The 23,060-nt window shown below is 72.7% G+C and carries 18 protein-coding genes; 14 read left to right on the top strand and 4 right to left on the bottom strand.

Features of this window, described 5'->3' with window-relative positions:
- Positions 1-5: 5 nt before the first annotated feature.
- Positions 6-1,025, top strand: a complete 1,020-nt coding sequence (locus OHA89_RS11125; RefSeq protein ID WP_406366045.1) for an ROK family protein — start codon at positions 6-8, stop codon at positions 1,023-1,025.
- Here the strand turns inward: OHA89_RS11125 and OHA89_RS11120 are convergent.
- Complete coding sequence (locus OHA89_RS11120; protein WP_257553892.1) at positions 1,015-2,010, bottom strand: TAXI family TRAP transporter solute-binding subunit; 996 nt, start codon at positions 2,008-2,010, stop codon at positions 1,015-1,017. The genes OHA89_RS11125 and OHA89_RS11120 overlap by 11 nt on opposite strands.
- Positions 2,011-2,105: 95 nt before the next feature.
- Between OHA89_RS11120 and miaB the strand changes: the two genes are divergently transcribed.
- Positions 2,106-3,623: a tRNA (N6-isopentenyl adenosine(37)-C2)-methylthiotransferase MiaB gene (gene miaB / locus OHA89_RS11115; RefSeq protein ID WP_406366043.1), complete on the top strand. Its 1,518-nt coding sequence runs from the start codon at positions 2,106-2,108 to the stop codon at positions 3,621-3,623.
- A 34-nt stretch (positions 3,624-3,657) separates the two neighbouring features.
- Positions 3,658-4,365 (top strand): hypothetical protein, encoded by a 708-nt coding sequence (locus OHA89_RS11110; protein WP_406366041.1) that lies wholly within the window; start codon positions 3,658-3,660, stop codon positions 4,363-4,365.
- Between the two features lie 83 nt (positions 4,366-4,448).
- Here OHA89_RS11110 and OHA89_RS11105 read toward each other — a convergent pair whose 3' ends face one another.
- Together OHA89_RS11105 and OHA89_RS11100 are read right to left on the bottom strand one after the other, a co-directional pair.
- On the bottom strand, positions 4,449-4,694 hold the full coding sequence (locus OHA89_RS11105; RefSeq protein WP_406366039.1) for an antitoxin: 246 nt from the start codon (positions 4,692-4,694) through the stop codon (positions 4,449-4,451).
- 23 nt (positions 4,695-4,717) lie between these two features.
- Entirely contained in the window at positions 4,718-4,933 is a 216-nt protein-coding gene (locus OHA89_RS11100) for a gliding motility protein (protein ID WP_257553889.1), read from the bottom strand.
- 187 nt (positions 4,934-5,120) lie between these two features.
- Here OHA89_RS11100 and miaA point away from each other — a divergent pair, with 187 nt between their 5' ends.
- The 6 genes from miaA (at position 5,121) to hflX (ending at position 13,107) form a co-directional block, all read left to right on the top strand.
- Positions 5,121-6,059: a tRNA (adenosine(37)-N6)-dimethylallyltransferase MiaA gene (miaA, locus tag OHA89_RS11095; protein WP_215144543.1), complete on the top strand. Its 939-nt coding sequence runs from the start codon at positions 5,121-5,123 to the stop codon at positions 6,057-6,059.
- 126 nt (positions 6,060-6,185) lie between these two features.
- Positions 6,186-6,740, top strand: a complete 555-nt coding sequence (locus OHA89_RS11090) for a hypothetical protein (protein ID WP_406366037.1) — start codon at positions 6,186-6,188, stop codon at positions 6,738-6,740.
- Between the two features lie 34 nt (positions 6,741-6,774).
- The gene (gene dapF / locus OHA89_RS11085; protein WP_266614614.1) at positions 6,775-7,650 is read left to right on the top strand and encodes a diaminopimelate epimerase; all 876 of its coding nucleotides are present in this window, start codon (positions 6,775-6,777) and stop codon (positions 7,648-7,650) included.
- Between the two features lie 140 nt (positions 7,651-7,790).
- Positions 7,791-9,890, top strand: a complete 2,100-nt coding sequence (locus OHA89_RS11080) for a RelA/SpoT family protein (RefSeq protein ID WP_406366036.1) — start codon at positions 7,791-7,793, stop codon at positions 9,888-9,890.
- Positions 9,891-10,005: 115 nt separating this feature from the next.
- Positions 10,006-11,445 carry a M1 family metallopeptidase gene (locus OHA89_RS11075; protein ID WP_266614610.1) on the top strand — a complete coding sequence of 480 codons (1,440 nt, stop codon included), beginning with the start codon at positions 10,006-10,008 and terminating at the stop codon, positions 11,443-11,445.
- 156 nt (positions 11,446-11,601) lie between these two features.
- The gene (gene hflX / locus OHA89_RS11070) at positions 11,602-13,107 is read left to right on the top strand and encodes a GTPase HflX (protein ID WP_215144535.1); all 1,506 of its coding nucleotides are present in this window, start codon (positions 11,602-11,604) and stop codon (positions 13,105-13,107) included.
- 93 nt (positions 13,108-13,200) lie between these two features.
- Here the strand turns inward: hflX and OHA89_RS11065 are convergent, their stop codons facing one another.
- Positions 13,201-14,370, bottom strand: coding sequence for a serine protease (locus OHA89_RS11065; RefSeq protein ID WP_215144533.1), 1,170 nt, complete (start codon positions 14,368-14,370; stop codon positions 13,201-13,203).
- 370 nt (positions 14,371-14,740) lie between these two features.
- On the opposite strand from OHA89_RS11065, the gene OHA89_RS11060 reads away from it, so the two are divergent.
- From OHA89_RS11060 to OHA89_RS11040, 5 genes are all read left to right on the top strand, one after another.
- On the top strand, positions 14,741-16,054 hold the full coding sequence (locus tag OHA89_RS11060; RefSeq protein ID WP_266614608.1) for a diaminobutyrate--2-oxoglutarate transaminase family protein: 1,314 nt from the start codon (positions 14,741-14,743) through the stop codon (positions 16,052-16,054).
- Positions 16,055-16,309: 255 nt separating this feature from the next.
- Complete coding sequence (locus OHA89_RS11055) at positions 16,310-18,298, top strand: IucA/IucC family protein (RefSeq protein ID WP_406368468.1); 1,989 nt, start codon at positions 16,310-16,312, stop codon at positions 18,296-18,298.
- Positions 18,299-18,328: 30 nt separating this feature from the next.
- The gene (locus OHA89_RS11050) at positions 18,329-19,027 is read left to right on the top strand and encodes a GNAT family N-acetyltransferase (protein WP_266614603.1); all 699 of its coding nucleotides are present in this window, start codon (positions 18,329-18,331) and stop codon (positions 19,025-19,027) included.
- A 98-nt stretch (positions 19,028-19,125) separates the two neighbouring features.
- The gene (locus OHA89_RS11045; RefSeq protein WP_406366035.1) at positions 19,126-20,982 is read left to right on the top strand and encodes an IucA/IucC family protein; all 1,857 of its coding nucleotides are present in this window, start codon (positions 19,126-19,128) and stop codon (positions 20,980-20,982) included.
- Between the two features lie 52 nt (positions 20,983-21,034).
- Entirely contained in the window at positions 21,035-23,005 is a 1,971-nt protein-coding gene (locus OHA89_RS11040) for an ATP-dependent DNA helicase (RefSeq protein WP_406366034.1), read from the top strand.
- Positions 23,006-23,060: the final 55 nt, after the last annotated feature.

The raw sequence follows: 23,060 nt of genomic DNA, 5'->3' as shown, positions 1-23,060 counted from the left end.
CCACCGTGACCACCCCCACCGCCCCCTTCCCCACATCGCGGGCCGACGCCTCGGCCGCAGGCCTGACGGTGGCGATCGACATCGGCGGGACGAAGATCGCCGGGGCGCTGGTGCACCCCGACGGCACGATGACGGCCACGACCCGCCGTCCGACCCCGCGCGGCGGGGAAGCGGACGCCGTGATGGCCGCGGTCACCGAGGTCATCACCGACCTGGCCGGCTCCCCGCTGTGGCCCGCGGCGGTCCGCTGCGGCATCGGCAGCGCGGGTCCGGTGGACTCCTCCCGGGGGACGGTCAGCCCGGTCAACATCGGGGCGTGGCGGGAGTTCCCCGTCCAGGCCCGGGTCACGGCGGAGCTCACGGCGCGCGGCGCCGCCATCCCGGCCGTACTGGCCGGGGACGGCGTGGCGATGACCGCGGCGGAACACTGGCTGGGAGCTGCCCGGGGCCACGCGAACGCCCTTTGCATGGTGGTGTCCACCGGCGTCGGCGGCGGCCTCATCCTGAACAACCAGCTCCACCCCGGCCCCACCGGCAACGCCGGCCACATCGGCCACATCAGCGTGGCCTTCGACGGCGAACCCTGCGTCTGCGGCGGCCGCGGCTGCGTCGAGTCGATCGCCTCCGGCACCGCCATCGCCGGCTGGGCCCGGGCCCAGGGCTGGACCCCGGCAGAGCCCGGGGGCGACGCCACGGCGGCGGGCGTGGCCGCGGCCGCCGAGGCCGGCGACCCGGTCGCGCTGGCCGCCTTCGACCGTGCCGGGCGCGCCCTGGCCGCTGCCATCGCGGCCACCGCGACCCTCGTCGAAACGGATATCGCGGTCATCGGCGGGGGCGTCGCCGCCTCCGGCGAGACCCTCTTCGCCCCCATCCGCAGCCATCTCGCCGACTACGCCACGCTGTCCTTCGTACGGGAGCTGACGGTGGTCCCGGCGAGCCTGGGCACGCACGCGGGCCTGATCGGCGCGGCCGCCGCGGCGACCATGCTGCTGCCCGAGGCCGCCGCGCCGACCGCTACGGCTTGACCGAGCGGTAGTAGCGCCGCGCGCCCTCGTGCAGGTCCAGGGGATCGGTGTAGATCGCGGTCCGCAGGTCCACCAGCTGCGCCGCGTGCACCTCGTGCCCGATGCCGTCGCGGCTGAGGATCACCGTCCGCGTGAACCGCTCCGTCAGCTCGGGGTCCGTGCCCTCCGTGGTCACCAGCAGGTTCGGCACGGCCAGGGTCGCCACCGCGCTGGTGTTGCGCGCCCGCGCGTACGCGTCCTGCGGCATCACCGCCGCCCGGTAGTAGCGTGCCGGGCTTCCGCTTCCCTGCAGCTGCTCCACCAGGTCGCCGAGCTGCACGAGCCTGATGTCGAACCGCTCCGACAGCTCGCGCACCGCGTTCGTCGGGAGCCCTCCCGACCAGAAGAAGGCGTCGATCCGCCCGGCCTCCAGCTCGGCCGGCATGGTGTCGATGCCGATGGACACCGGGGTGATGTCCCGCGCCGGGTCCAGCTGGGCCGCCGTCAGCAGCCGCTCAGAGATGAGCCGCACCCCGGATCCCGCCTGGCCTATCGCGACCCGCTTGCCCCGCAGGTCCCGCGCCGACTGCACCGGGGACCCGGCCGGCACCACCAGCTGCACGTAGTCGTCGTACAGCCGCGCGCACCCGCGCAGATAGGCGGCCCCGGGCTTGCCGTCCTGCCGGTACTTGGCCACCGCGTCCGCCGTCGCCACCGTGAAGTCCGCCTCCCCGGCGGCCACCCGCTGCAGGTTCTGCTGCGAGCCCTCGCTGGTTTCCAGCCGTACCTTCACCCCGGGCATGTCCCGCCGGAGCTGCTGCTCCAGCAGCTCTCCGTACCGGTGGTAGACCCCGGTCCTGACGCCCGTGCTGAAGGTCAGCTCCCCCTTGAGCTCCGGCTCCCCGAGGGGCTTCAGCCACCAGAGCAGGACGCCGAGCAGCGCGAGTACGGCCACCAGGGCCCGCAGGGCGTGGCGCCTGCTGATCCGGGGCAGTACGGGAGGCATGGTCGCGATCCTGCCACCCGCCCGCCGTCCTGTCACGGCGCGGGCCGCCGCCCCGGGCGGCCGGGGGGCCTCCGGGTACCGCCTACCCTTGTTCCATGACCAGCAGCAGCGACCGGAGCACGGCAGTGGACGTCAAGGGAACATACGAGGTGCGCACCTACGGGTGCCAGATGAACGTGCACGACTCCGAGCGGCTTTCCGGTCTGCTGGAGGACGCCGGCTACGTCCGCGCCCCCGAGGGCTCCGACGGCGACGCCGACGTTGTGGTCTTCAACACCTGCGCGGTCCGCGAGAACGCCGACAACAAGCTGTACGGCAACCTCGGCCGGCTCGCCCCGATGAAGACGAAGCGGCCCGGCATGCAGATCGCCGTCGGCGGCTGCCTCGCCCAGAAGGACCGCGACACGATCGTCAAGCGGGCCCCCTGGGTCGACGTCGTCTTCGGTACGCACAACATCGGCAAGCTCCCCGTGCTGCTGGAGCGCGCCCGCATCCAGGAAGAGGCGCAGGTCGAGATCGCCGAGTCGCTGGAGGCGTTCCCCTCGACGCTGCCGACCCGCCGCGAGTCCGCGTACGCCGCCTGGGTCTCGATCTCCGTCGGCTGCAACAACACCTGCACCTTCTGCATCGTCCCGGCGCTGCGCGGCAAGGAGGAGGACCGCCGTCCCGGCGACATCCTCGCCGAGGTGGAGGCCCTGGTCGCCGAGGGCGTCTCCGAGATCACGCTGCTCGGCCAGAACGTCAACGCCTACGGCTCCGACCTGGGCGACCGCGAGGCCTTCAGCAAGCTGCTGCGCGCCTGCGGCCAGATCGAGGGCCTGGAGCGGGTCCGCTTCACCTCCCCGCACCCGCGCGACTTCACGGACGACGTGATCGCGGCGATGGCCGAGACCCCGAACGTGATGCCGCAGCTGCACATGCCGATGCAGTCCGGCTCGGACCCGATCCTCAAGGCGATGCGCCGCTCGTACCGCCAGGAGCGGTTCCTCGGCATCATCGAGAAGGTCCGCGCCGCGATCCCGCACGCCGCGATCTCCACCGACATCATCGTGGGCTTCCCCGGCGAGACGGAGGAGGACTTCCAGCAGACGATGCACGCCGTGCGCGAGGCCCGCTTCGCGAACGCCTTCACCTTCCAGTACTCCAAGCGGCCCGGCACCCCCGCCGCCGACATGGACGGGCAGATCCCCAAGGAGGTCGTGCAGGACCGCTACATGCGCCTGGTCGCCCTCCAGGAGGAGATCTCCTGGGAGGAGAACAAGAAGCAGGTCGGCCGCACCCTCGAGGTCATGGTCGCGGAGGGCGAGGGCCGCAAGGACGGCGCCACCCACCGCCTCTCGGGCCGCGCCCCCGACAACCGCCTGGTCCACTTCACGAAGCCGGACGCGGAGGTCCGGCCGGGCGACGTGGTCACCGTGGACATCACCTACGCGGCTCCGCACCACCTGCTGGCCGAGGGGCCGACCCTGACCGTACGCCGCACCCGCGCCGGCGACGCCTGGGAGAAGCGCAACGCCGCCCCGGCCCAGCCCGCCGGGGTCATGCTCGGCATCCCGAGCCTGGGTGTCCCGGCCCCGCTGCCCACCGTCACCTCGGGCTGCGCGATCGACTGACCATCGGCCACAGGGGGCGGCTAGGCTGCGGATCATGCTCGTAGCCGCTGCCGTCTGTCCCGCCCCGCCGCTGCTCGTGCCGGAGGTCGCCTCGGGGGCCGCCGCCGAACTCGGCGACGCCCGCACCGCCTGCTCCGACGCGCTCGCGGTGCTCGCCGCCTCCCGGCCCGACCTGCTCGTCGTGGTCGGGGCCGCCGACCAGGACCACCGCGGGCCCTACCCGCAGGGCGCCCGCGGCACCTTCCGCGGATTCGGCGTCGAGGCCGACGTACAGCTCGGGGAGGGTGAGGAAGGGCCGCGCCTGCTGCCCCCCTCGCTCGCCGTGGGTGCCTGGCTGCTGCGGCACGCGCGCTGGGGCTCGGCCCCCGTCGAGGGGCTCGGGGTCGCCGAGCCGCTGGACACCGCGCTGTGTCTGGAGACCGGCCGGGAACTCGGCACGCGTTCTGCCCGGGTCGCGTTGCTCGTGATGGGTGACGGCAGCGCCTGCCGGACCCTGAAGGCCCCCGGCTACCTCGACGAGCGCGCCGCCGCCTTCGACGCGGCCGCCGCCCGAGCGCTGGGCGCCGCCGACGTGGCCGCGCTCGCCGCCCTCGACGCGGAGCTCGCGGCCGAGCTCCTGGCCGCCGGACGGGCCCCCTGGCAGGTGCTGGCGGGCGCCGCCGAAGGCGCGGGGCTCGACGGACGCCTGCTGTACGAGGACGCGCCGTACGGGGTCGGGTACTTCGTCGCAGCCTGGTCCTAGGCCCCCGACAGGGCCCGGGCGGCGGGAACGACGGAGGGGCGGGACCGGCTCCAGCCGGTCCCGCGCCCCTTTTCCGTGCCGCGTCAGGAAGCTGCCGGCGGCGTCGGCCCGCCGGGAGCGTCCTTGTGCGCGATCTTGCCCAGGGCGTCCTTCGCCTTGCCCGTACCACTCGTGATCCGGCCGCTGTACTTGCCGTGCGTCTTGGAGTCCACGGCCTTGGCCACCTTGTCCAGACCCTCGGTGATCCTGCCCTCGTTCTTCTGGGCGAGGTCTCCGACCTTGTCCTTCGCCGGAGCGAGCTTGGCCTTCAGATTGTCCAGCAGGCCCATGGGTCACCTTCCATTGGCGGTCGCTACGTACGGGCGCCCTCGCCGGCTTCGCTGTCCGCGGCCACCTCGGCCGACTGCTGCTTCGGGATCTCCACGGCTTCCGCCGCCGGAGCCTCCGCGACAGCGGGCTCGGCCTCGGCCTCGTCGGCCGCACCGGACTCCGTCGTCACGGCCTCGGCGACGACCTCCTCGGCCGCAACCTCTTCCTTACGACGAAAAAACCGATCAAAAACGCCCATGTCTACTCCCGTAACGTTACTCGTGTGAGTGAAGTTCCGCCTTGGCCGGACCGGCCTCCGCCGGACGTGCGCAGCCGGGCGCAATCCGGCCGGAACCTCGCCAGGGCAACGACCCCGTCCCGACCCCGTCACCTCACCCGATCGGGTACATGACCGTGCCTTGACGGGGGGCTGCGAGACTGGGGCAGTGAGGAAAGCAGCCCCCGCACCGCGGGTCATCGCCGTCGTCGGTCCCACCGCGGCCGGAAAGTCCGATCTGGGCGTAGCCCTGGCCCGCCATTTCGACGGCGAAGTCGTCAACGCCGACTCCATGCAGCTGTACCGGGGGATGGACATCGGCACCGCCAAACTGACGACCGCGGAACGAGGCGGAGTCCCGCACCACCTCCTCGACATCTGGGACATCACCGAGACCGCCAACGTCGCCGAGTACCAGCGCCTCGCCCGCATCGAGATCGACAAACTCCTCGCGGAGGGCCGTACGCCCGTCCTCGTCGGCGGATCCGGCCTCTACGTGCGCGGCGCCCTGGACGCCATGGAGTTTCCCGGCACCGACCCCGAGGTCCGCGCCCGGCTGGAGGAAGAGCTCACCCTGCGCGGCCCCGGCGCCCTGCACGCCCGCCTCGCCGCGTCCGACCCGGCCGCCGGCCGGGCGATCCTGCCCAGCAACGGGCGCAGGATCGTCCGCGCGCTGGAGGTCATCGAGATCACCGGCCGGCCCTTCACCGCCAACCTGCCCGGCCACGAGTCCGTCTACGACACCGTGCAGATCGGCGTCGACGTGGCCCGGCCCGAGCTCGACGAGCGGATCGCGCTGCGAGTGGACCGGATGTGGGAGGACGGGCTGGTGGACGAGGTCCGGGCCCTCGAGGCCCGGGGGCTGCGCGACGGAATCACCGCTTCCAGGGCGCTCGGCTACCAGCAGGTGCTCACCGCGCTCGCCGGCGAGTGCACCGAGGACGAGGCCAGGGCCGAGACCGTCCGCGCCACCAAGAGGTTCGCCCGGCGGCAGGATTCGTGGTTCCGCCGCGACCCGCGCGTGCACTGGCTCAGCGGGGCCGCCGCCGACCGGGGGGAACTCCCCGGGATCGCGCAGACGTTGGTCGAACGAGCGGTTACAGCCTGATCACGTGATGGCATCGGGACGCCCCGGGCGCCCGTCGGGGGGTCGGGGGCGTGCCATCATCAAACTTCTGGCGGTGCGGTCACCGCCAGTGCATGGCGGCGTACTGAGTCCGAGTGGGGAGGGCGCGTGGCGATGGAGGCCGGCCCTCGTGACACCGGGCAGGACAACAGCCGGCGGGAAGCGGACCCGAAGCTTCTCGACCGGCCGGACGGAAGCGGAACCGGAAGCGGAACCGGAACGGGATCCGGAGCCCCTGGGCTCGGGCTGCCCGCCGACCCCGCGCCGCGGCTGACGCCCGACGGCCCGGACGCGCCGGACACCGCGGGCGCCGAGGCGGGCGGACCGGAGTTCGAGGTCGAACTGCGTCCGCAGCGCCGCCTGCGCCTGTGGCAGATCGCCCCCATCGTGATGCTCGCCGCCGCCGGATCGCTGATGTTCGCCTTCCCGCTCGCCTTCGAGTTCGGCGACGGCGGAGCCGTGGTCGCCATGCTCGGCTTCCTGATCAGCTGCTGCGCCGGCGGCTGGGGCATGATGGCCGCGCGCCGCGTCGGCTACACGTGGCCCGGGCTCCCGGCCCGGGGCAGCGGCCGCCGCCCCGACTGGCGCATGGCCGCGCTGTACGCCGTGGTCGCGCTGGCCCTCGTAACCCTCGCCGTGTACCGGGTGGCGCGGCTCCGCTGAGAGCCCGTGACCAGCGGATCGGTACCATGAGCGGGTGACGCAGAACAGCCTCTCCTTCCTCAAGGGCCACGGCACCGAGAACGACTTCGTGATCATCCCGGACCCGGACAACGCCATCGAGCTGCCCGCGTCCGCCGTCGCGAAGCTGTGCGACCGGCGGGCCGGGATCGGCGGTGACGGCGTGCTGCACGTCGTCCGGTCCGCCGCCCACCCCGACGCCGCGCACCTGGCCGGCGAGGCGGAGTGGTTCATGGACTACCGCAACAGCGACGGCTCCATCGCCGAGATGTGCGGCAACGGCGTCCGCGTCTTCGCCCGCTACCTCCAGCACGCCGGCCACGTCGAGCCCGGCGACCTCGTGGTCGCCACCCGGGGCGGCGTCAAGCACGTCCACCTCGACAAGAGCGGCGACGTCACCGTCGCGATGGGCCGGGCGGTCCTCCCCGAGGGCGAGGTCACCGTCTCCGTCGGCGAGCGCAGCTGGCCCGCGCGCAACGTCAACATGGGCAACCCGCACGCCGTGGCCTTCGTCGACAGCCTCGACGACGCAGGGACCCTGTACACCGCCCCGCCGTTCAGCCCCGCGTCCGCCTACCCGACCGGCGTCAACGTCGAGTTCGTCGTCGACCGCGGCCCCCGCCACGTCGCCATGCGCGTGCACGAGCGCGGCTCCGGCGAGACCCGCTCCTGCGGCACCGGCGCCTGCGCCGTCGCCGTGGCCGCCATCCGCCGCGACGGAGCGGACCCGGCCGCCACCGGCGACCCGGTCAGCTACACCGTCGACCTCCCCGGCGGAACCCTGCTCATCACCGAGCACCCGGACGGGCGGATCGACATGACCGGACCGGCCGTGATCGTGGCCGCGGGCGACTTCGAGGCGGCCTGGCTCACCGAAACGGCTTTCGCCTGAAGCTTCCCTCTAATGGGTGATCCATTTCACGCTGAGCGAGAGGTGGACTGCGCCACGTGGTGGGGTCGGTAACATCAGGCACCGGCCCTGAGGGCTCACCCCATGCCCACCACCGCCGGTCGAAGCCGCCGGAGGTGCCCATGAGTGCAGAGGCCACGAACCCCGAAGCACACCCCGAAGCGCGCCCTGAGCTCCGCAGACGCGGCCGGACCAGGCTCGATCTGCGCCGGCTCGGGCGCGCGGCCCTGCTCGGGCCCACGTCCCGCGACCGCCTCCCGGACGCCATCGGCCACGTCGCGGAGGCACACCGTGCCCACCATCCGGACGCCGATCTGTCCGTTCTGCGGCGGGCGTACCTCCTCGCGGAGACCTCGCACCGCGGTCAAATGCGCAAAAGCGGTGAGCCGTACATCACACATCCGCTCGCCGTCACCCTGATCCTGGCCGAACTCGGCGCCGAGACCACCACGTTGACAGCCTCCCTCCTCCACGACACCGTCGAGGACACCGACGTGACCCTCGATCAGGTCCGCGAGGAGTTCGGCGACGAGGTGCGCTTCATCGTCGACGGCGTCACCAAGGTGGAGAAGATCGACTACGGCGCCGCCGCCGAACCCGAGACCTTCCGCAAGATGCTCGTCGCCACCGGCAACGACGTCCGCGTGATGTCCATCAAACTCGCCGACCGGCTGCACAACATGCGCACCCTCGGGGTGATGCGACCCGAGAAACAGGCCCGCATCGCCAAGGTCACCCGCGACGTCCTCATCCCGCTCGCCGAGCGGCTCGGCGTCCAGGCCCTCAAGACCGAGCTGGAAGACCTCGTCTTCGCGATCCTGCACCCCGAGGAGTACGAGCGCACCCGCGCGCTCATCGCGGCCCACGCGGGGGAACGCGACCCGCTGCCCGCCATCGCCGAATCCGTACGCACCGTCCTGCGCGAGGCAGGCATCACCGCCGAAGTACAGGTCCGGCCGCGGCACTTCGTCTCCGTCCACCGGATCGCCCTCAAACGCGGCGAACTGCGCGGCTCCGACTTCGGCCGCATCCTCGTCCTCGTCGGCGAGAACGCAGACTGCTACGCGGTGCTGGGCGAGCTGCACACCTGCTTCACCCCGGTCGTCTCGGAGTTCAAGGACTTCATCGCCACCCCGAAGTTCAACCTCTACCAGTCGCTGCACACCGCCGTCGCCACGCCCCAGGGTCACGTCGCCGAGGTCATCGTGCGGACCCGGCAGATGCACCGGGTGGCGGAGGCGGGCGTGGTCGCGCTCGGCAATCCGTACGTCACCGCGTCATCCGCCACCGCCGGGACCCCGGACACCGCGGCGGATCCGTACGAGGAGCGCGTGGACCCGACGCGGCCCGGCTGGCTGTCACGGCTGCTCGACTGGCAGCAGTCCGCGCCCGACCCCGACACCTTCTGGAGCGTCCTGCGCGCCGAGCTGGCCCAGGACCGGGAGATCACCGTCTTCCGGGCCGACGGGGGGACGCTGGGCCTGCCGGCCGGAGCCAGCTGTATCGACGCCGCCTACGCCCAGCACGGCGCGGCGGCCCACGGCTGTATCGGCGCCCGCGTCAACGGGCGCCTCACCTCCCTGTCCTCCCCGCTGTCCGACGGGGACACCGTGCAGCTGCTGCTCGCGCAGGACGCCTCCTCGGGACCCGCCGCCGAGTGGCTGGACCACGCGCGGACCCCGGCGGCCCGGATCGCCATCAGCAGCTGGCTCGAAGCCCATCCCGACCGGGCGATGGCCACCACCACGGCCGCCCGGGCACCGTTGTCGGTGATCGGGGCCCGCGGCGGAGGGGCCAACGCGGTCGCCGACCTGCCGAACGCCCCCGTACGGCTCGCCGGCTGCTGCACTCCCGTGCCGCCGGACGCGGTCGCCGGGTTCGTGGTCCGGGGCGGGGCCGTCACCGTGCACCGCATCCACTGCGCCGCGGTCGCCCAGATGCGGGCGGTGGGGCGCACCTCCGTCGCCGTGCACTGGCGGGCCACGGCGGACTGCCGCGTCACACTGCTCGCCGAATCGTTCGGCCGCCCCCATCTGCTGGCCGACCTGACCGAAGCCATTGCCCGCGAGGGGGTCGAGGTCGTCTCCGCGACCGTGGAACCCCCCGTCGAACAGCGGGTCCGGCACAGCTACACCCTCCAGCTGCCCGACGCGGCCGGACTGCCCGCCCTGATGCGCGCGATGCGGAACGTGCCCGGCGTCTACGACGTCAGCCGCGCCTAGGGTGGGCCCTTCCCAGCGCTCTCCCTAGCCCGGGTCCGCGCCGGAAGGTCCCGTTCGGGTGGACCCGTCGCGCGCCGTTCGCGGCCGTGTGGCGGACGCTGGTAAGCGGTGGTGGATGCAGCTCACCTCCCCGCGCCTGCGCGCCGCCCTGCTGGCCGCGGCCTCCCTCACCCTCGTCGCCGCCGTACTGCCCCCGCCGGAGCCGCTGGGCATCGGCGACCGGCTGTTCCCGGAGCTCGGGAACCCCGGCTACGACGTGCTCTCGTACGACCTCTCCTTCACGTACAAGGACAACCGCACGCCCCTCGACGCCGTCACCGTCATCGATGCCCGCGCCCTGCAGTCGCTGGAGCGGATCAATCTGGACTTCACCCACGGAAAGGTGGCGTCCGCCGAGGTCAACGGCGAGCCTGCCCGGTTCGAGAGCGCGGGGGAGGACCTCGTGCTGACGCCCGCGCGTCCGGTCACCGCCCACGTGCCGCTGCACATCACCATCCGGCACACCAGCGACCCGCGCGGGCGCGCGGACGGGGGCTGGGTCCCCACCGAGGACGGGCTGGCCATGGCCAACCAGGCGGACGCCGCCCACCGCGTCTTCCCCTGCAACGACCACCCCGCCGACAAGGCGTTCTTCACCTTCCGGGTCACGGCCCCGGAAGCGCTCACGGTCGTCGCCAACGGGGTGCCGGTGGCCGCCGCCCTGCGGATGGGCCCCTCCAAGACGTGGACCTACCGGACCCGGCACCCGATGGCCACGGAACTGGCCCAGGTCTCGGTCGGACGCTCCGCGGTCGTCCACGGCACCGGACCGCACGGGCTGCCGCTGCGCGACGTGGTGCCCGCCGCCGACCGGCAGAAGCTGGACCCCTGGCTGAGGAAGACCGCGGGCCACATCGCCTGGATGGAGGAGCGGGTCGGCCGCTACCCCTTCGAGAACTACGGGGTGCTGATCGCGCGGGCGAGCACCGGCTTCGAGCTGGAGACGCAGACCCTCTCGCTCTTCGAGCACAGCCTGTTCTCGGGCGAGGGCTACCCCGAGTGGTACGTGGAGTCCGTGATGGTCCACGAGCTCGCCCACCAGTGGTTCGGCGACAGCGTCGCCCCGCGCACCTGGTCCGACCTGTGGCTCAACGAGGGACACGCCACCTGGTACGAGGCCCTGTACGCGGACGGGCTCGGCAAGTACTCCCTGGACCGGCGCATGCGCGAGGCCTACCAGCGCTCCGACCAGTGGCGGGCCGCGGGCGGCCCCCCGGCCGCGCCGAAGGCCGCCGCACCGGGCGAGAAGATCGGCCTGTTCCGGCCCGTGGTCTACGACGGGGCCGCGCTGATCCTCTACGCGCTGCGCCAGGAGATCGGCACGCAGGCCTTCGACCGCGTCGAGCGCCGCTGGGTGGCGGAGCACAAGGACGGGGTCGCGGGCACGGAGGACTTCGTCCGCCTGGCCTCGCAGGAGGCGGGCCGGGACCTGACGGCCTTCCTGGAGCCGTGGCTGTACGGGAAGACGACCCCGGCGATGCCCGGGCACCCCGAGTGGAGCGGAAAAAGCGTGTGACCCACGAGGAACGGGCATGTCACCATCGACAGGGCCGTTCGGGGAATCCCCCGGCGGTGTGACACGTTGGACGTGACAGCTCACGTTGGATGTGACACCTCACGTTGGACGTGACATCCGACGTGACCGTGCTATTCGAATCGACGTAAGGATCCAATGACCTCCTCTTCTTCCCCTTCCCAGGACGCGCGGGACGCACAGGACGTGCGCGACTCGCAGAGCTTCACCGAGAGCCTTCGGGCCGATGCCCTGATGGAAGAGGACGTCGCCTGGAGCCACGAGATCGACGGAGACCGCGACGGCGAGCAGTTCGAACGCTCCGAGCGCGCGGCCCTGCGCCGTGTGGCCGGCCTCTCCACCGAGCTCGAAGACGTCACCGAGGTCGAGTACCGACAGCTCCGTCTGGAGCGGGTCGTCCTCGTCGGTGTCTGGACCTCCGGCACGGTGATCGACGCGGAGAACTCCCTCGCGGAGCTCGCCGCCCTCGCCGAGACGGCAGGTGCCCTCGTACTCGACGGTGTGATCCAGCGCCGCGACAAGCCGGACCCGGCCACCTTCATCGGCTCCGGCAAGGCGCGGGAGCTGCGCGACATCGTGCTGGAGAGCGGCGCCGACACCGTCGTCTGTGACGGCGAGCTCAGCCCCGGCCAGCTCATCGCCCTCGAGGACGTCGTCAAGGTGAAGGTGGTCGACCGGACCGCCCTCATCCTGGACATCTTCGCCCAGCACGCAAAGTCCCGAGAGGGCAAGGCACAGGTCGCTCTCGCGCAGATGCAGTACATGCTTCCGCGCCTGCGCGGCTGGGGTGCCTCGCTGTCCCGGCAGATGGGTGGCGGCGGCGGTGGCGGCATGGCCACCCGAGGCCCCGGTGAGACCAAGATCGAAACGGACCGGCGACGGATCCGCGAGAAGATGGCGAAGATGCGCCGGGAGATCGCGGACATGAAGACCGGCCGCGACATCAAGCGGCAGGAACGGCGCCGCAACAAGGTGCCGTCGGTCGCCATCGCCGGTTACACCAACGCAGGCAAGTCCTCGCTGCTCAACCGCCTCACGGGCGCGGGCGTGCTGGTGGAGAACGCACTGTTCGCCACCCTCGACCCGACCGTGCGCCGGGCCGAGACGCCGAGCGGCCGGATCTACACCCTGGCCGACACCGTCGGCTTCGTCCGGCACCTGCCCCACCACCTCGTCGAGGCGTTCCGCTCCACGATGGAGGAGGTCGGCGACTCCGACCTCATCCTGCACATCGTGGACGGCTCGCACCCGGCGCCGGAGGAGCAGCTGGCGGCGGTGCGCGAGGTCATCCGCGAGGTCGGTGCGGTGAACGTGCCGGAGATCGTGGTGATCAACAAGGCGGACGCGGCGGACCCGCTCGTCCTCCAGCGCCTGCTGCGGATCGAGCGGCATTCCATCGCCGTCTCGGCGCGCACGGGCATGGGCATCGAGGAACTCCTCGCGCTCATCGACACCGAGCTGCCGCGGCCCGAGGTCGAGGTGGAGGCCCTGGTGCCGTACACCCGCGGCTCGCTGGTCGCCAAGGCGCACGCCGAGGGCGAGGTGATCTCCGAGGAGCACACCCCGGAGGGCACCCTGCTCAAGGTGCGGGTGCACCAGGAGCTCGCGGCGGACCTGGCTCCGTACGCGCTCGCCAAGCGGTGACGAGCGCACCTGTGTGAATGACCGAGGCCCCGCCCCCTGCGTCGCAGGGGGCGGGGCCTCGGTCATTTCACGTGCGTGGTCGCGTGCCGTGGGCTACTTGAACTTGCCGCTCACGGCGTCGAAGATGCCCTTCGCCTCCGGACCCAGCCGGGGTCCGGCCAGCCAGCCCGCCTTGGCCGGGCCGATCGAGGTGTTCGACACCAGCGCCGGCTTGCCGTCCGCGCCCGCCGCGACCCAGCCGCCGCCGGAGGAACCGCCCGTCATGGTGCAGCCGATGCGGTACATCACCGGGTCGCTCGCGGTCAGCGACAGCCGGCCCGGCTTGTCCGCGCACTGGTAGGCCTTCTGGCCGTCGAACGGGGCCGCCGCCGGGTAGCCGGTGGCCGTGATGCTCGCGACCTTCGGCACCGCCGGGGCGGCGAACTCCACCGGGAGCGCCGAACCGATCGTCTCCTCCAGGGACTTGCCGCTGCCCTTCTCGGGGGTCACGTGCAGGACCGCGAAGTCGTACGGGGCACCCGCGCCGCCGGTCGGACCGCCGGTCGCGATCCACTGGTCGGAGGTCTGCGCCCAGTCGCTCCACCAGACGCCGAACGGGGCCACCTGCTCGCGGGGCGCGCCCTTGAGCTGCGCCGCGGGCTTGCCCGCGTTGTTGTACGACGGGACGAAGGCGATGTTGCGGTACCAGCCGCCGGACTTGCCGGCGTGCACGCAGTGGCCCGCCGTCCAGACCATGTTGGACTTGCCGGGGTGGGCCGGGTCCTTGACCACGGTCGCCGAGCAGACCATCGAGCCCTCGGGCCCGTCGAAGAAGACCTTGCCGGCCTCCGGAACGCTCTGGTGGTAAGGCGGGTTCGCCGCCTTGGCCGCCACCGGCGCCGGGGTCGGGTCGGTGACGCCCTGGTCCTTGCCCGCGTCCGGATCGACGGACGGCTGCTTCGGCTGCTCCGCGTCACGCATGCGGTCCGGGTCCCACAGGCCCTCGATGACCGGGTTGATGTAGTCGCCCGCCTCGCGGAGCCAGTCCTCCTTCTTCCAGTTCTTCCACGCACCCCCCTTCCACTTCTCCAGGTCGATGCCGTGTTCCTTGAGCTTGTCCTTGAGCTGGTCCGGGATCTTGATCCCGTCCGTGCCCGGAAGGCTCGCCGCCACGGTCGGCTTGGCGTCGCCGCCGGCCTCCCCGTCGCCGGGCCCGCAGGCGGCGGCGGTCAGCGCGAGCGCGGCCGCGCACAGAATCGCGGTGACCGGTCGGTTCGGTCGCATGTCTTTCGTCCCCCTGTGGAATCGAGGCGTGGAGTGCAGCACCCCACTATGCCGCCGAGGTTGGGGACGGCACAGCCCGGGGCGGCGGTTCCCCCTCTCTCTTCCCCTCTCTGCCCCTTCTCTTCGCCCGTCTCTTCGTCCGGCGGACAAGGATCTTGGACCCACCCGTGATCCGTCGCCGTCAGCGTCGTTGGTACGTACGGGGGATGGGCGGGCAGCGCTCGTGTTCGAGGCGCAATCCGGAAGAGCACTTCGTGCGGGAGGACCGACACTCGTGGCTTTGACCGAGCCGGCAGCGGCAGCGGCGGCGGCCGCTGCACAGCTGACGCCGCCGCAGGCGCCTTCACAAGTACCACCGCAGGGGAGCCGGTTGCCGGCGCTCAGCGGTCCGGTCTTCGCGGACGGCATCCTGCGCAGGCAGGCGCAGCGGGAATCCGCCGCCCGGACGTACGCTCGCTCGCTGCCCATCGTCCCCGTGCGGGCCCGCGGGCTGACCATCGAGGGCGCCGACGGCCGCCGCTACCTCGACTGCCTCTCCGGGGCCGGGACCCTCGCCCTCGGGCACAACCACCCGGTCGTCCTCCAGGCCGTCCGCGGAGTCCTCGACTCCGGGGCCCCGTTGCACGTGCTGGACCTCGCGACTCCGGTCAAGGACGCCTTCACCACCGAGCTGTTCGCCAACCTGCCGCCGGAACTGGCCGCCGACGCCCGCGTCCAGTTCTGCGGACCGGCCGGCACGGACGCCGTGGAGGCCGCCCTCAAGCTGGTCCGCACCGCGACCGGGCGCTCCGGGCTGCTCGCCTTCACCGGGGCCTACCACGGGATGACCGCCGGAGCCCTGGACGCCTCGGGCGGGGCCCAGGACGTGCGGGTGACCCGGCTGCCGTACCCGCAGGACCACCGCTGCCCGTTCGGAGTCGGCGGCGCCGAGGGAGCCGAACTCGGCGCGCGCTGGACGGAGAGCCTGCTGGACGACCCCAAGGGCGGGGTGCCCGCCCCCGCCGGGATGATCGTCGAACCCGTGCAGGGCGAAGGTGGCGTCATCCCGGCTCCGGACGCCTGGCTGCGCCGGATGCGGGAGATCACCGCGGCCCGGGGGATCCCCCTGATCGCGGACGAGGTGCAGACGGGCGTCGGCCGGACCGGTGCCTTCTGGGGAGTCGACCACGCCGGGGTGGTGCCCGACGTGATGGTCCTGTCCAAGGCGATCGGCGGCAGCCTGCCGCTCGCTGTGATCGTGTACCGGGCGGACCTGGACGTGTGGACCCCCGGCGCCCACGCGGGCACCTTCCGCGGCAATCAGCTCGCCATGGCCGCCGGAACCGCCACGCTCGCCTTCGTCCGTGAGAACCGGCTCGCCGAGCGCGCCGCCGCCCTGGGCGAGCGCATGCTGACGGCCCTGCGCGGCCTGGCCGCCGCCCACCCCTGCATCGGGGACGTCCGGGGCCGCGGCCTCATGATCGGCATCGAACTCATCGATCCCGACACCGGGGCCGCCGCGACGGCCCTCGCCTCGGCCGTCCGCCAGGAGTGCCTGGACCGGGGCCTGATCGTCGAACTCGGCGGCCGCCACAACACCGTCGTCCGCCTGCTCCCCCCGCTGACCCTGACCGACGAGCAGGCCGCGGCGGTTCTCGACCGCCTGGCCGACGCCATTCCGGCCGCCGCCCGACGGCCCCACTGACCCGCACCCCGAGGACCCGCGATGCCCGATCCGCACCAGTCCACCCCGCCCCACGGCCGGCCGCTCCCGGAAACCCCGCCCCCGGCGCCCGCCGGAGCCGCGGACCCCGCCCCCGCTCCCGCCCCCGCGCCTCAGGCAGCCGACCCCGGCCCGGTCACCCAGCCGACCCCCGAGGCCCCCGGCGCCCAACCGGAGGCCCAGGGCCCGGCCGAGGCGCACGTGTCTCCCGACCCCGCGCCCAGGCTCCTGCCCCCCATGCCCCCGGCGCCCCCGGTGCTGCCCTCCGCACCGCCGAGCCCCTCCGGCCCGCCGGAACCCCCGCAGCCCGGCGTCCCGGCCCCCGCCACCGGAGCACCGCGCCAGCAGCCCCCGGCGGCCGGTATCGGGGCGGCGGCCACCGTGCCGCGCCAGAAGGACGGCACGCCCAGACCCCGGATCTCCTGGCCCGTTCCCGCCGGACCCGAGCCGACCGCGCAGCCCGACCTCCTGGACCATCCCGACCCGGCCGTCGCCGCCGAGGCGGCGGCGGTGGAGAACCTCCTCCGCTGCTGGGTCCGCGAGGCCGCGATCCGACGGCCCGACGGCCCCGCCGGGACCCCGCTGCGCATCCCCCTCCCCGCTTCCGGCGCGGCTCTGCTCGTCCCCGTCCGGTACTGGTCCGCCACGGGATGGCACCGCTTCGGCCCCGCCAGGCTGGCCGGCGCCCCCGCCACCGCCCGAGCCCTTGACGCCGTCACCCTGGCCGCACTGATCGCCCGCGAGGGCACGATCTCGGGCCCCGGCACCGCCAACGGGCCCGACGCCGGCCGAGGCAGTGCCGACCTCGTCGGCCGGGTCGCCGACTCGGTACGCCGCACCGCGGAGTTCATCGCCGACCGGCGAGAACGCCCCGCCGCCCCCGCACTCATCGGCGTGGACCGCTTCCTGACCGCCGAACAGTCCCTCCTCCTCGGTCACCCCCTCCAGCCGGATCCGAAGAGCCGCGAAGGACTCTCCGAGACCGAAGTACGCCGCTACTCACCCGAACTCCACGGCTCCTTCCCTCTGCACTGGTTCGCGATCGACCCCTCCGCCATCGCAACCGAATCCGCCTGGACCGAGCGCGGCCGCCCCGTCTCCGCCCCCCAGCTCCTGGGCCGACTCGCCCCCGGACTCCCACTGCCCGACGGTGCCACCCCCCTTCCCCTTCACCCCTGGCAGGCCCGCGACCTGCTCCAGCGACCCGCCGTCGCCGCCCTACGCGACGCCGGAGTCCTGCACGACCTGGGCCCGTACGGCGCGCCCTGGTACCCCACCTCCTCCGTCCGCACCGTCCACCGTCCCGGCTCACCCGCGATGCTCAAGCTCTCCCTGGGCCTGCGCATCACCAACTCCCGCCGCGAGAACCTCCGCAAGGAGCTCCACCGCGGTGTCGAAGTGCACCGGCTGCTCCGCACCGGCCTCGCCGAGGAGTGGCAGGCGGCCCACCCCGGCTTCGACATCGTCCGCGACCCCGCATGGGTCGCCGTCGATGCCCCGGACGGCACCCCCGTCCCCGGACTCGACGCCCTGCTGCGCCACAACCCCTTCCGATCCGGCGACGACGCCGTCTGCGTCGCCGCTCTCACATCGCCCCGCCCATGGCCCGGCCGGAGCACCATGACCTCCCGGCTCGCCGCGATCGTCTCCGCCCTCGCCGCCGCCACCGGACGCACCACCTCCGCCGTCGCCGCCGAGTGGTTCCTGCGCTACCTCGACCACGTGGTCCTGCCGGTCCTCGCCTTCGACGCGATCGCCGGCATCGCCCTCGAAGCGCACCAGCAGAACACCCTGGTCCTCCTCGACCCGGCCGGGTGGCCGGTCGGCGGCCGCTTCCGCGACAACCAGGGCTACTACTTCCGCGAGTCCCACCGCGCGGAGCTGGAGCACCGGCTCCCCGGAATCGGCAGCCTCAGCGACACCTTCGTCTCCGACGCCGTCACCGACGAACGCTTCGCTTACTACCTCGGCATCAACAACGTGCTGGGTCTGATCGGCGCCTTCGGATCCGAGCGGCTCGCCGACGAACGCGTGCTCCTCGCCGCCTTCCGCCGCTTCCTCGGCAAGGCCGCAGGCCTCGGCCCGCTCCCCGCCAAGCTGCTCGACTCGCCCACCCTGCGCTGCAAGGCGAACCTCCTGACCCGCCTGGGCGGCCTCGACGAACTCGTCGGACCCGTCGACAGCCAGTCCGTCTACGTCACCATCACCAACCCCCTCCACGATTGACGCGTCGGAACCGACGCGGGGAAGAACCCCATGCCCACCACAGACGCCCCCGCTGATTCCGCCGGCTCCACCACCCACGCCACCGGCACGGTCCGTGCCCACGGAGACACCGTCGAACTACGGCTCCCCACGGGGCTGTTGCCCCTGCTCGCCGAAGCCGACCTCCTCGACTCACCGGCCACCTGGGGCAGTACCGACACCCCTGCCGGAGCCTTCCGCCTCGAACCCGTACGACCGGGCCGCGACCTGGAACTCCTGACAGGCTGGATGAACGACCCCGAGGTGGCCGCCTACTGGGAACTCGCCGGTCCCGCCGAGGTCACCGCCGCCCACCTGCGGGCACAGCTCGACGGAGACGGCCGCAGCATCCCCTGCCTCGGCCTCCTCGACGGAACACCGATGAGCTACTGGGAGATCTACCGGGCCGACCTCGACCCGCTCTCCCGCCACTACCCGGCGCGCCCCCACGACACGGGTATCCACCTGCTCATCGGAGACGGCACGAACCGGGGCCGCGGTCTGGGCACCACCCTGCTGCGCGCCGTCGCCGGCCTGGTACTCGACAACCGCCACCGCTGCACACGTGTCATCGCGGAACCGGACATCCGCAACACCCCCTCCGTATCGGCCTTTCTGAGTTCTGGTTTCCGCTGTTACACCGAAATCGACCTTCCCGAGAAGCGTGCCGCCCTGATGGTCCGGGAGCGGGCGCTGCGCAATCTCCTCTGAGTGCCGCCCCGCGCGCCCCGACCGTCTTCGCCGCTTCGCACCTCTCCCTTCGAAAACTCTGCGTCACGCAGCAAAGTTCCCGATCTCCGAGGAGTCCCGTGCCGAATTTCCCCGCAGCCCCCGACTCCGCAGAATCCCCGCTGCCCCCGTCGCCCCAACACCCCTGCACACCACCCGAACTCACCTCCGCGACCTGGGACTCCGCCGCCCGGCGCCTGCTCGCCAAGATGCTCGCCGAATTCGCCTACGAGGAGATCATCCGTCCCGTCCCCGCCCCGGCCGCCGCCCCAGACGCGTGGAGCCTGACCCTGGACGACGGCAGCCTCCTCGGCTTCCGGGCCCGCCGCCGCTCGTACGGCAGCTGGCACGTCATCCCCGACACCATTACCCTCACCCCGCCCCCACCCTCCACGCAGCCGCCGACCGCCTTCGGGGACCCGTACGCCTTCCTCATCCGCTCCCGTACGCTCCTCGGCCTCGACGGAGCCACCCTCGGCCACCTCGTCCGCGAGCTCAGCGCCACCCTTGCCGCCGACGCCCGGATCGACCACACCGCGCTCACCGCCGACGTCCTCGCCGACCTCGACTACGCCCTCCTCGAAGGCCACCAGACCGGTCACCCCTGGCTCGTCCTCAACAAGGGCCGCATCGGTCTCTCCTCCTCCGACGCCGCGGCGTGGGCACCGGAGGCTCGTACCCGCCAGCGCCTGCCCTGGCTCGCCGCCCACACCTCGCTCGCCGCCTACCGCGGGACCGCCGGCTTGGAGGAGCCCGCCCGGCTCTACTCCGCCGAGCTCGACCCCGTCACCCGCTCCGGCTTCGACCAGGCCCTGCGCGACCGCGGCCTGGACCCGCTCCACTACCTCTACCTGCCGGTCCACCCCTGGCAGTGGGACGAGGTCGTCCTCCCGCTCTTCGCCCCCGCCCTCGCCTCCGGCGCCCTCGTACCGCTCCCCGCCGATCCCGACGTGCGCCTGCCCCAGCAGTCGATCCGTACCTTCCTCAACCTCACCCGCCCCGACCGGCACAGCGTCAAGCTCCCGCTGTCCGTCTTCAACACCATGGTCTGGCGCGGTCTGCCCAGCGATCTCACCCTCGCCGCCCCCGCCGTCACCGCGTGGATCCACTCCCTCCGCGACGCCGACCCCTTCCTCCGCGAGGAATGCGGGGTCATCCTGCTCGGCGAGGTCGCCTCCGTCACCGTCCGCCACCCCGTCTACGACGCGCTCCCCGAGGTCCCGTACCAGTACAAGGAACTCCTCGGCGCGATCTGGCGCGAGCCCCTGACCGGACGCCTGGCACCCGGCGAGCGCGCCCGCACGCTCGCCTCCCTCCTCCACACCGATCCCCGAGGCCGGTCCTTCACCGCCGAACTCGTCGCCCGGTCCGGGCTCACCCCCACCGGATGGCTGCAGCGCCTCTTCGCCGCCCTGCTGCCCCCGCTCCTCCACTTCCTCTACCGCTACGGCACCGTCTTCTCCCCGCACGGCGAGAACGCCATCGTGATCTTCGACGAACACGACGTCCCGGTCCGGCTCGCGGTCAAGGACTTCGTGGACGACATCAACATCACCGCCGAACCGCTTCCCGAGCTCGAGTGCCTGCCCGACGAGGTCCGGGCGGTCCTGCTCACCGAGCCCGCCGACTTCCTTCCCCAGTTCATCCACTCCGGGCTGTTCGTCGGCGTCTTCCGCTACCTCTCGGCCCTGTGCGAGGATCGCCTCGGTGTCCCGGAGAGCGAGTTCTGGTCCCTCGCACGGGCGGAAATCCTCCGCCACCAGGCCCGATTCCCTGAGCTCAAGGACCGCTACGAGCTCTTCGACCTGCTCGGCGAGCGCATCGGACGGCTCTGCCTGAACCGGAACCGGCTCTACGAGGACGGCTACCGCGACCGCCCCACCCGCCCGCACGCCGTCCAGCACGGCACCGTCCCCAACCCCTTGTACCAGCCATGAATCCTCGCCGGTGCGATCGCTGTCGGTGGGGCCCCGTAGGGTTGGCAGTGCTATGACGAAGCCCTCCCTCCCCGACCTGCTGCACGCCGCCGTCTCCGCCGTCGGCGGCACGGAGCGCCCCGGCCAGGTGGCCATGGCCGAAGCCGTCGCCGAAGCGATCGACGACAACTCCCACCGGCTCATCCAGGCCGGCACCGGCACAGGCAAGTCCCTCGGCTACCTGGTGCCGGCCCTCGCCCACGGCGAGCGCGTGGTCGTGGCCACGGCGACCCTCGCGCTCCAGCGGCAGCTCGTCGAGCGCGACCTGCCCCGGACGGTGGAGGCACTGCATCCGCAGCTGCGCCGCCGCCCGCAGTTCGCCATGCTCAAGGGCCGCTCCAACTATCTGTGCCTGCACCGTCTGCACGAGGGTGCTCCGCAGGACGAGGAGGAAGGCCTCTTCGACCAGTTCGAGGCGGCCACCCCCACCAGCAAGCTCGGCAAGGACCTGCTGCGCCTGCGCGACTGGGCGGACGAGACGGAGACCGGGGACCGTGACGACCTCACGCCGGGCGTCTCGGACAAGGCCTGGTCGCAGATTTCCGTGTCCTCCCGCGAGTGCCTGGGTGCGACGAAGTGCGCGTACGGGGCCGAGTGCTTCGCCGAGGCGGCCCGCGAGCGGGCCAAGCTCGCGGACGTGGTCGTCACCAACCACGCACTGCTCGCCATCGACGCCATCGAGGGCGCGCCGGTGCTGCCGCAGCACGAGGTGCTGATCGTGGACGAGGCCCACGAGCTGGTCTCCCGGGTGACCGGGGTCGCCACTGGCGAGCTCACCCCGGGGCAGGTCAACCGGGCGGTGAAGCGGGCGGCCAAGCTGGTCGACGAGAAGACCGCCGACTCCCTGCAGACCGCGTCCGAGTCCTTCGAGCGGGTCATGGAGCTGGCTCTCCCCGGCCGGCTGGAGGAGATTCCCGAGGACCTCGGCTACGCGCTCATGGCGTTGCGGGATGCCGCGCGCAACGTGATCTCGGCGATCGGCGCGACCCGCGACAAGTCCGTCCACGACGAGGACGCCGTCCGCAAGCAGGCCCTGGCCGCGGTGGAGAACGTCCACGGGGTGACGGAGCGGATCACCAACGGCTCCGAGTACGACGTCGTCTGGTTCGAGCGCCACGACCGATTCGGCGCCACCCTGCGGGTCGCCCCCCTGTCGGTGTCGGGCCTGCTGCGCGAGAAGCTCTTCGAGGACCGCTCCGTGGTCCTGACCTCGGCCACCCTCAAGCTCGGCGGCGACTTCAACGGCGTCGCGGCCTCCATGGGCCTGTCCCCCGAGGGGGTCGAGGCCGAGGACGCGCCGCTCTGGAAGGGCCTGGACGTCGGCTCGCCCTTCGACTACCCGAAGCAGGGCATCCTCTACGTCGCCAAGCACCTGGCCACGCCGGGCCGCGAGGGCACCCGCGGCGACATGATGGACGAGCTCGCCGAGCTGATCGAGTCCGCCGGCGGCCGGACCCTCGGACTGTTCTCCTCCATGCGCGGCGCCAAGGCGGCCGCCGAGGAGCTCCGCGGCCGGCTCGACAACCCGATCCTGCTCCAGGGCGAGGAGACCCTGGGCGAGCTGATCAAGGCGTTCGCGGCCGACCCGAAGACCTGCCTGTTCGGGACGCTGTCGCTGTGGCAGGGCGTGGACGTGCCCGGTCCCAGCTGCCAGCTGGTGGTGATGGACAGGATTCCGTTCCCGCGTCCCGACGACCCGCTGATGAGCGCCCGGCAGAAGTCGGTGGAGGAGCACGGCGGCAACGGATTCATGGCCGTCGCCGCCACGCATGCCGCGCTGCTGATGGCCCAGGGAGCGGGCCGTCTCGTACGGGCCACGGGTGACCGGGGTGTGGTCGCGGTCCTGGATCCCCGCCTGGCCACGGCCCGGTACGGGAGCTTCCTGCGGGCCACGCTGCCGGACTTCTGGTACACCACGGACCGGAACCAGGCCCGCCGTTCCCTGGCCGCCATCGACGCCGCCGCCCAGGCTGACGGCAAGTAGTCGCCCCTCGGGCACAAGACAACCCCCGGGACCGGCGCAGTGGGTCCCGGGGGCT

The sequence above is a fragment of the Streptomyces sp. NBC_01546 genome, from assembly GCF_045208355.1.
In the GTDB taxonomy this organism is placed as follows: Bacteria; Actinomycetota; Actinomycetes; order Streptomycetales; family Streptomycetaceae; genus Streptomyces.
Note: the sequence above shows the minus strand (reverse complement) of the source record. Positions and strands in the feature narration are given on the sequence as shown.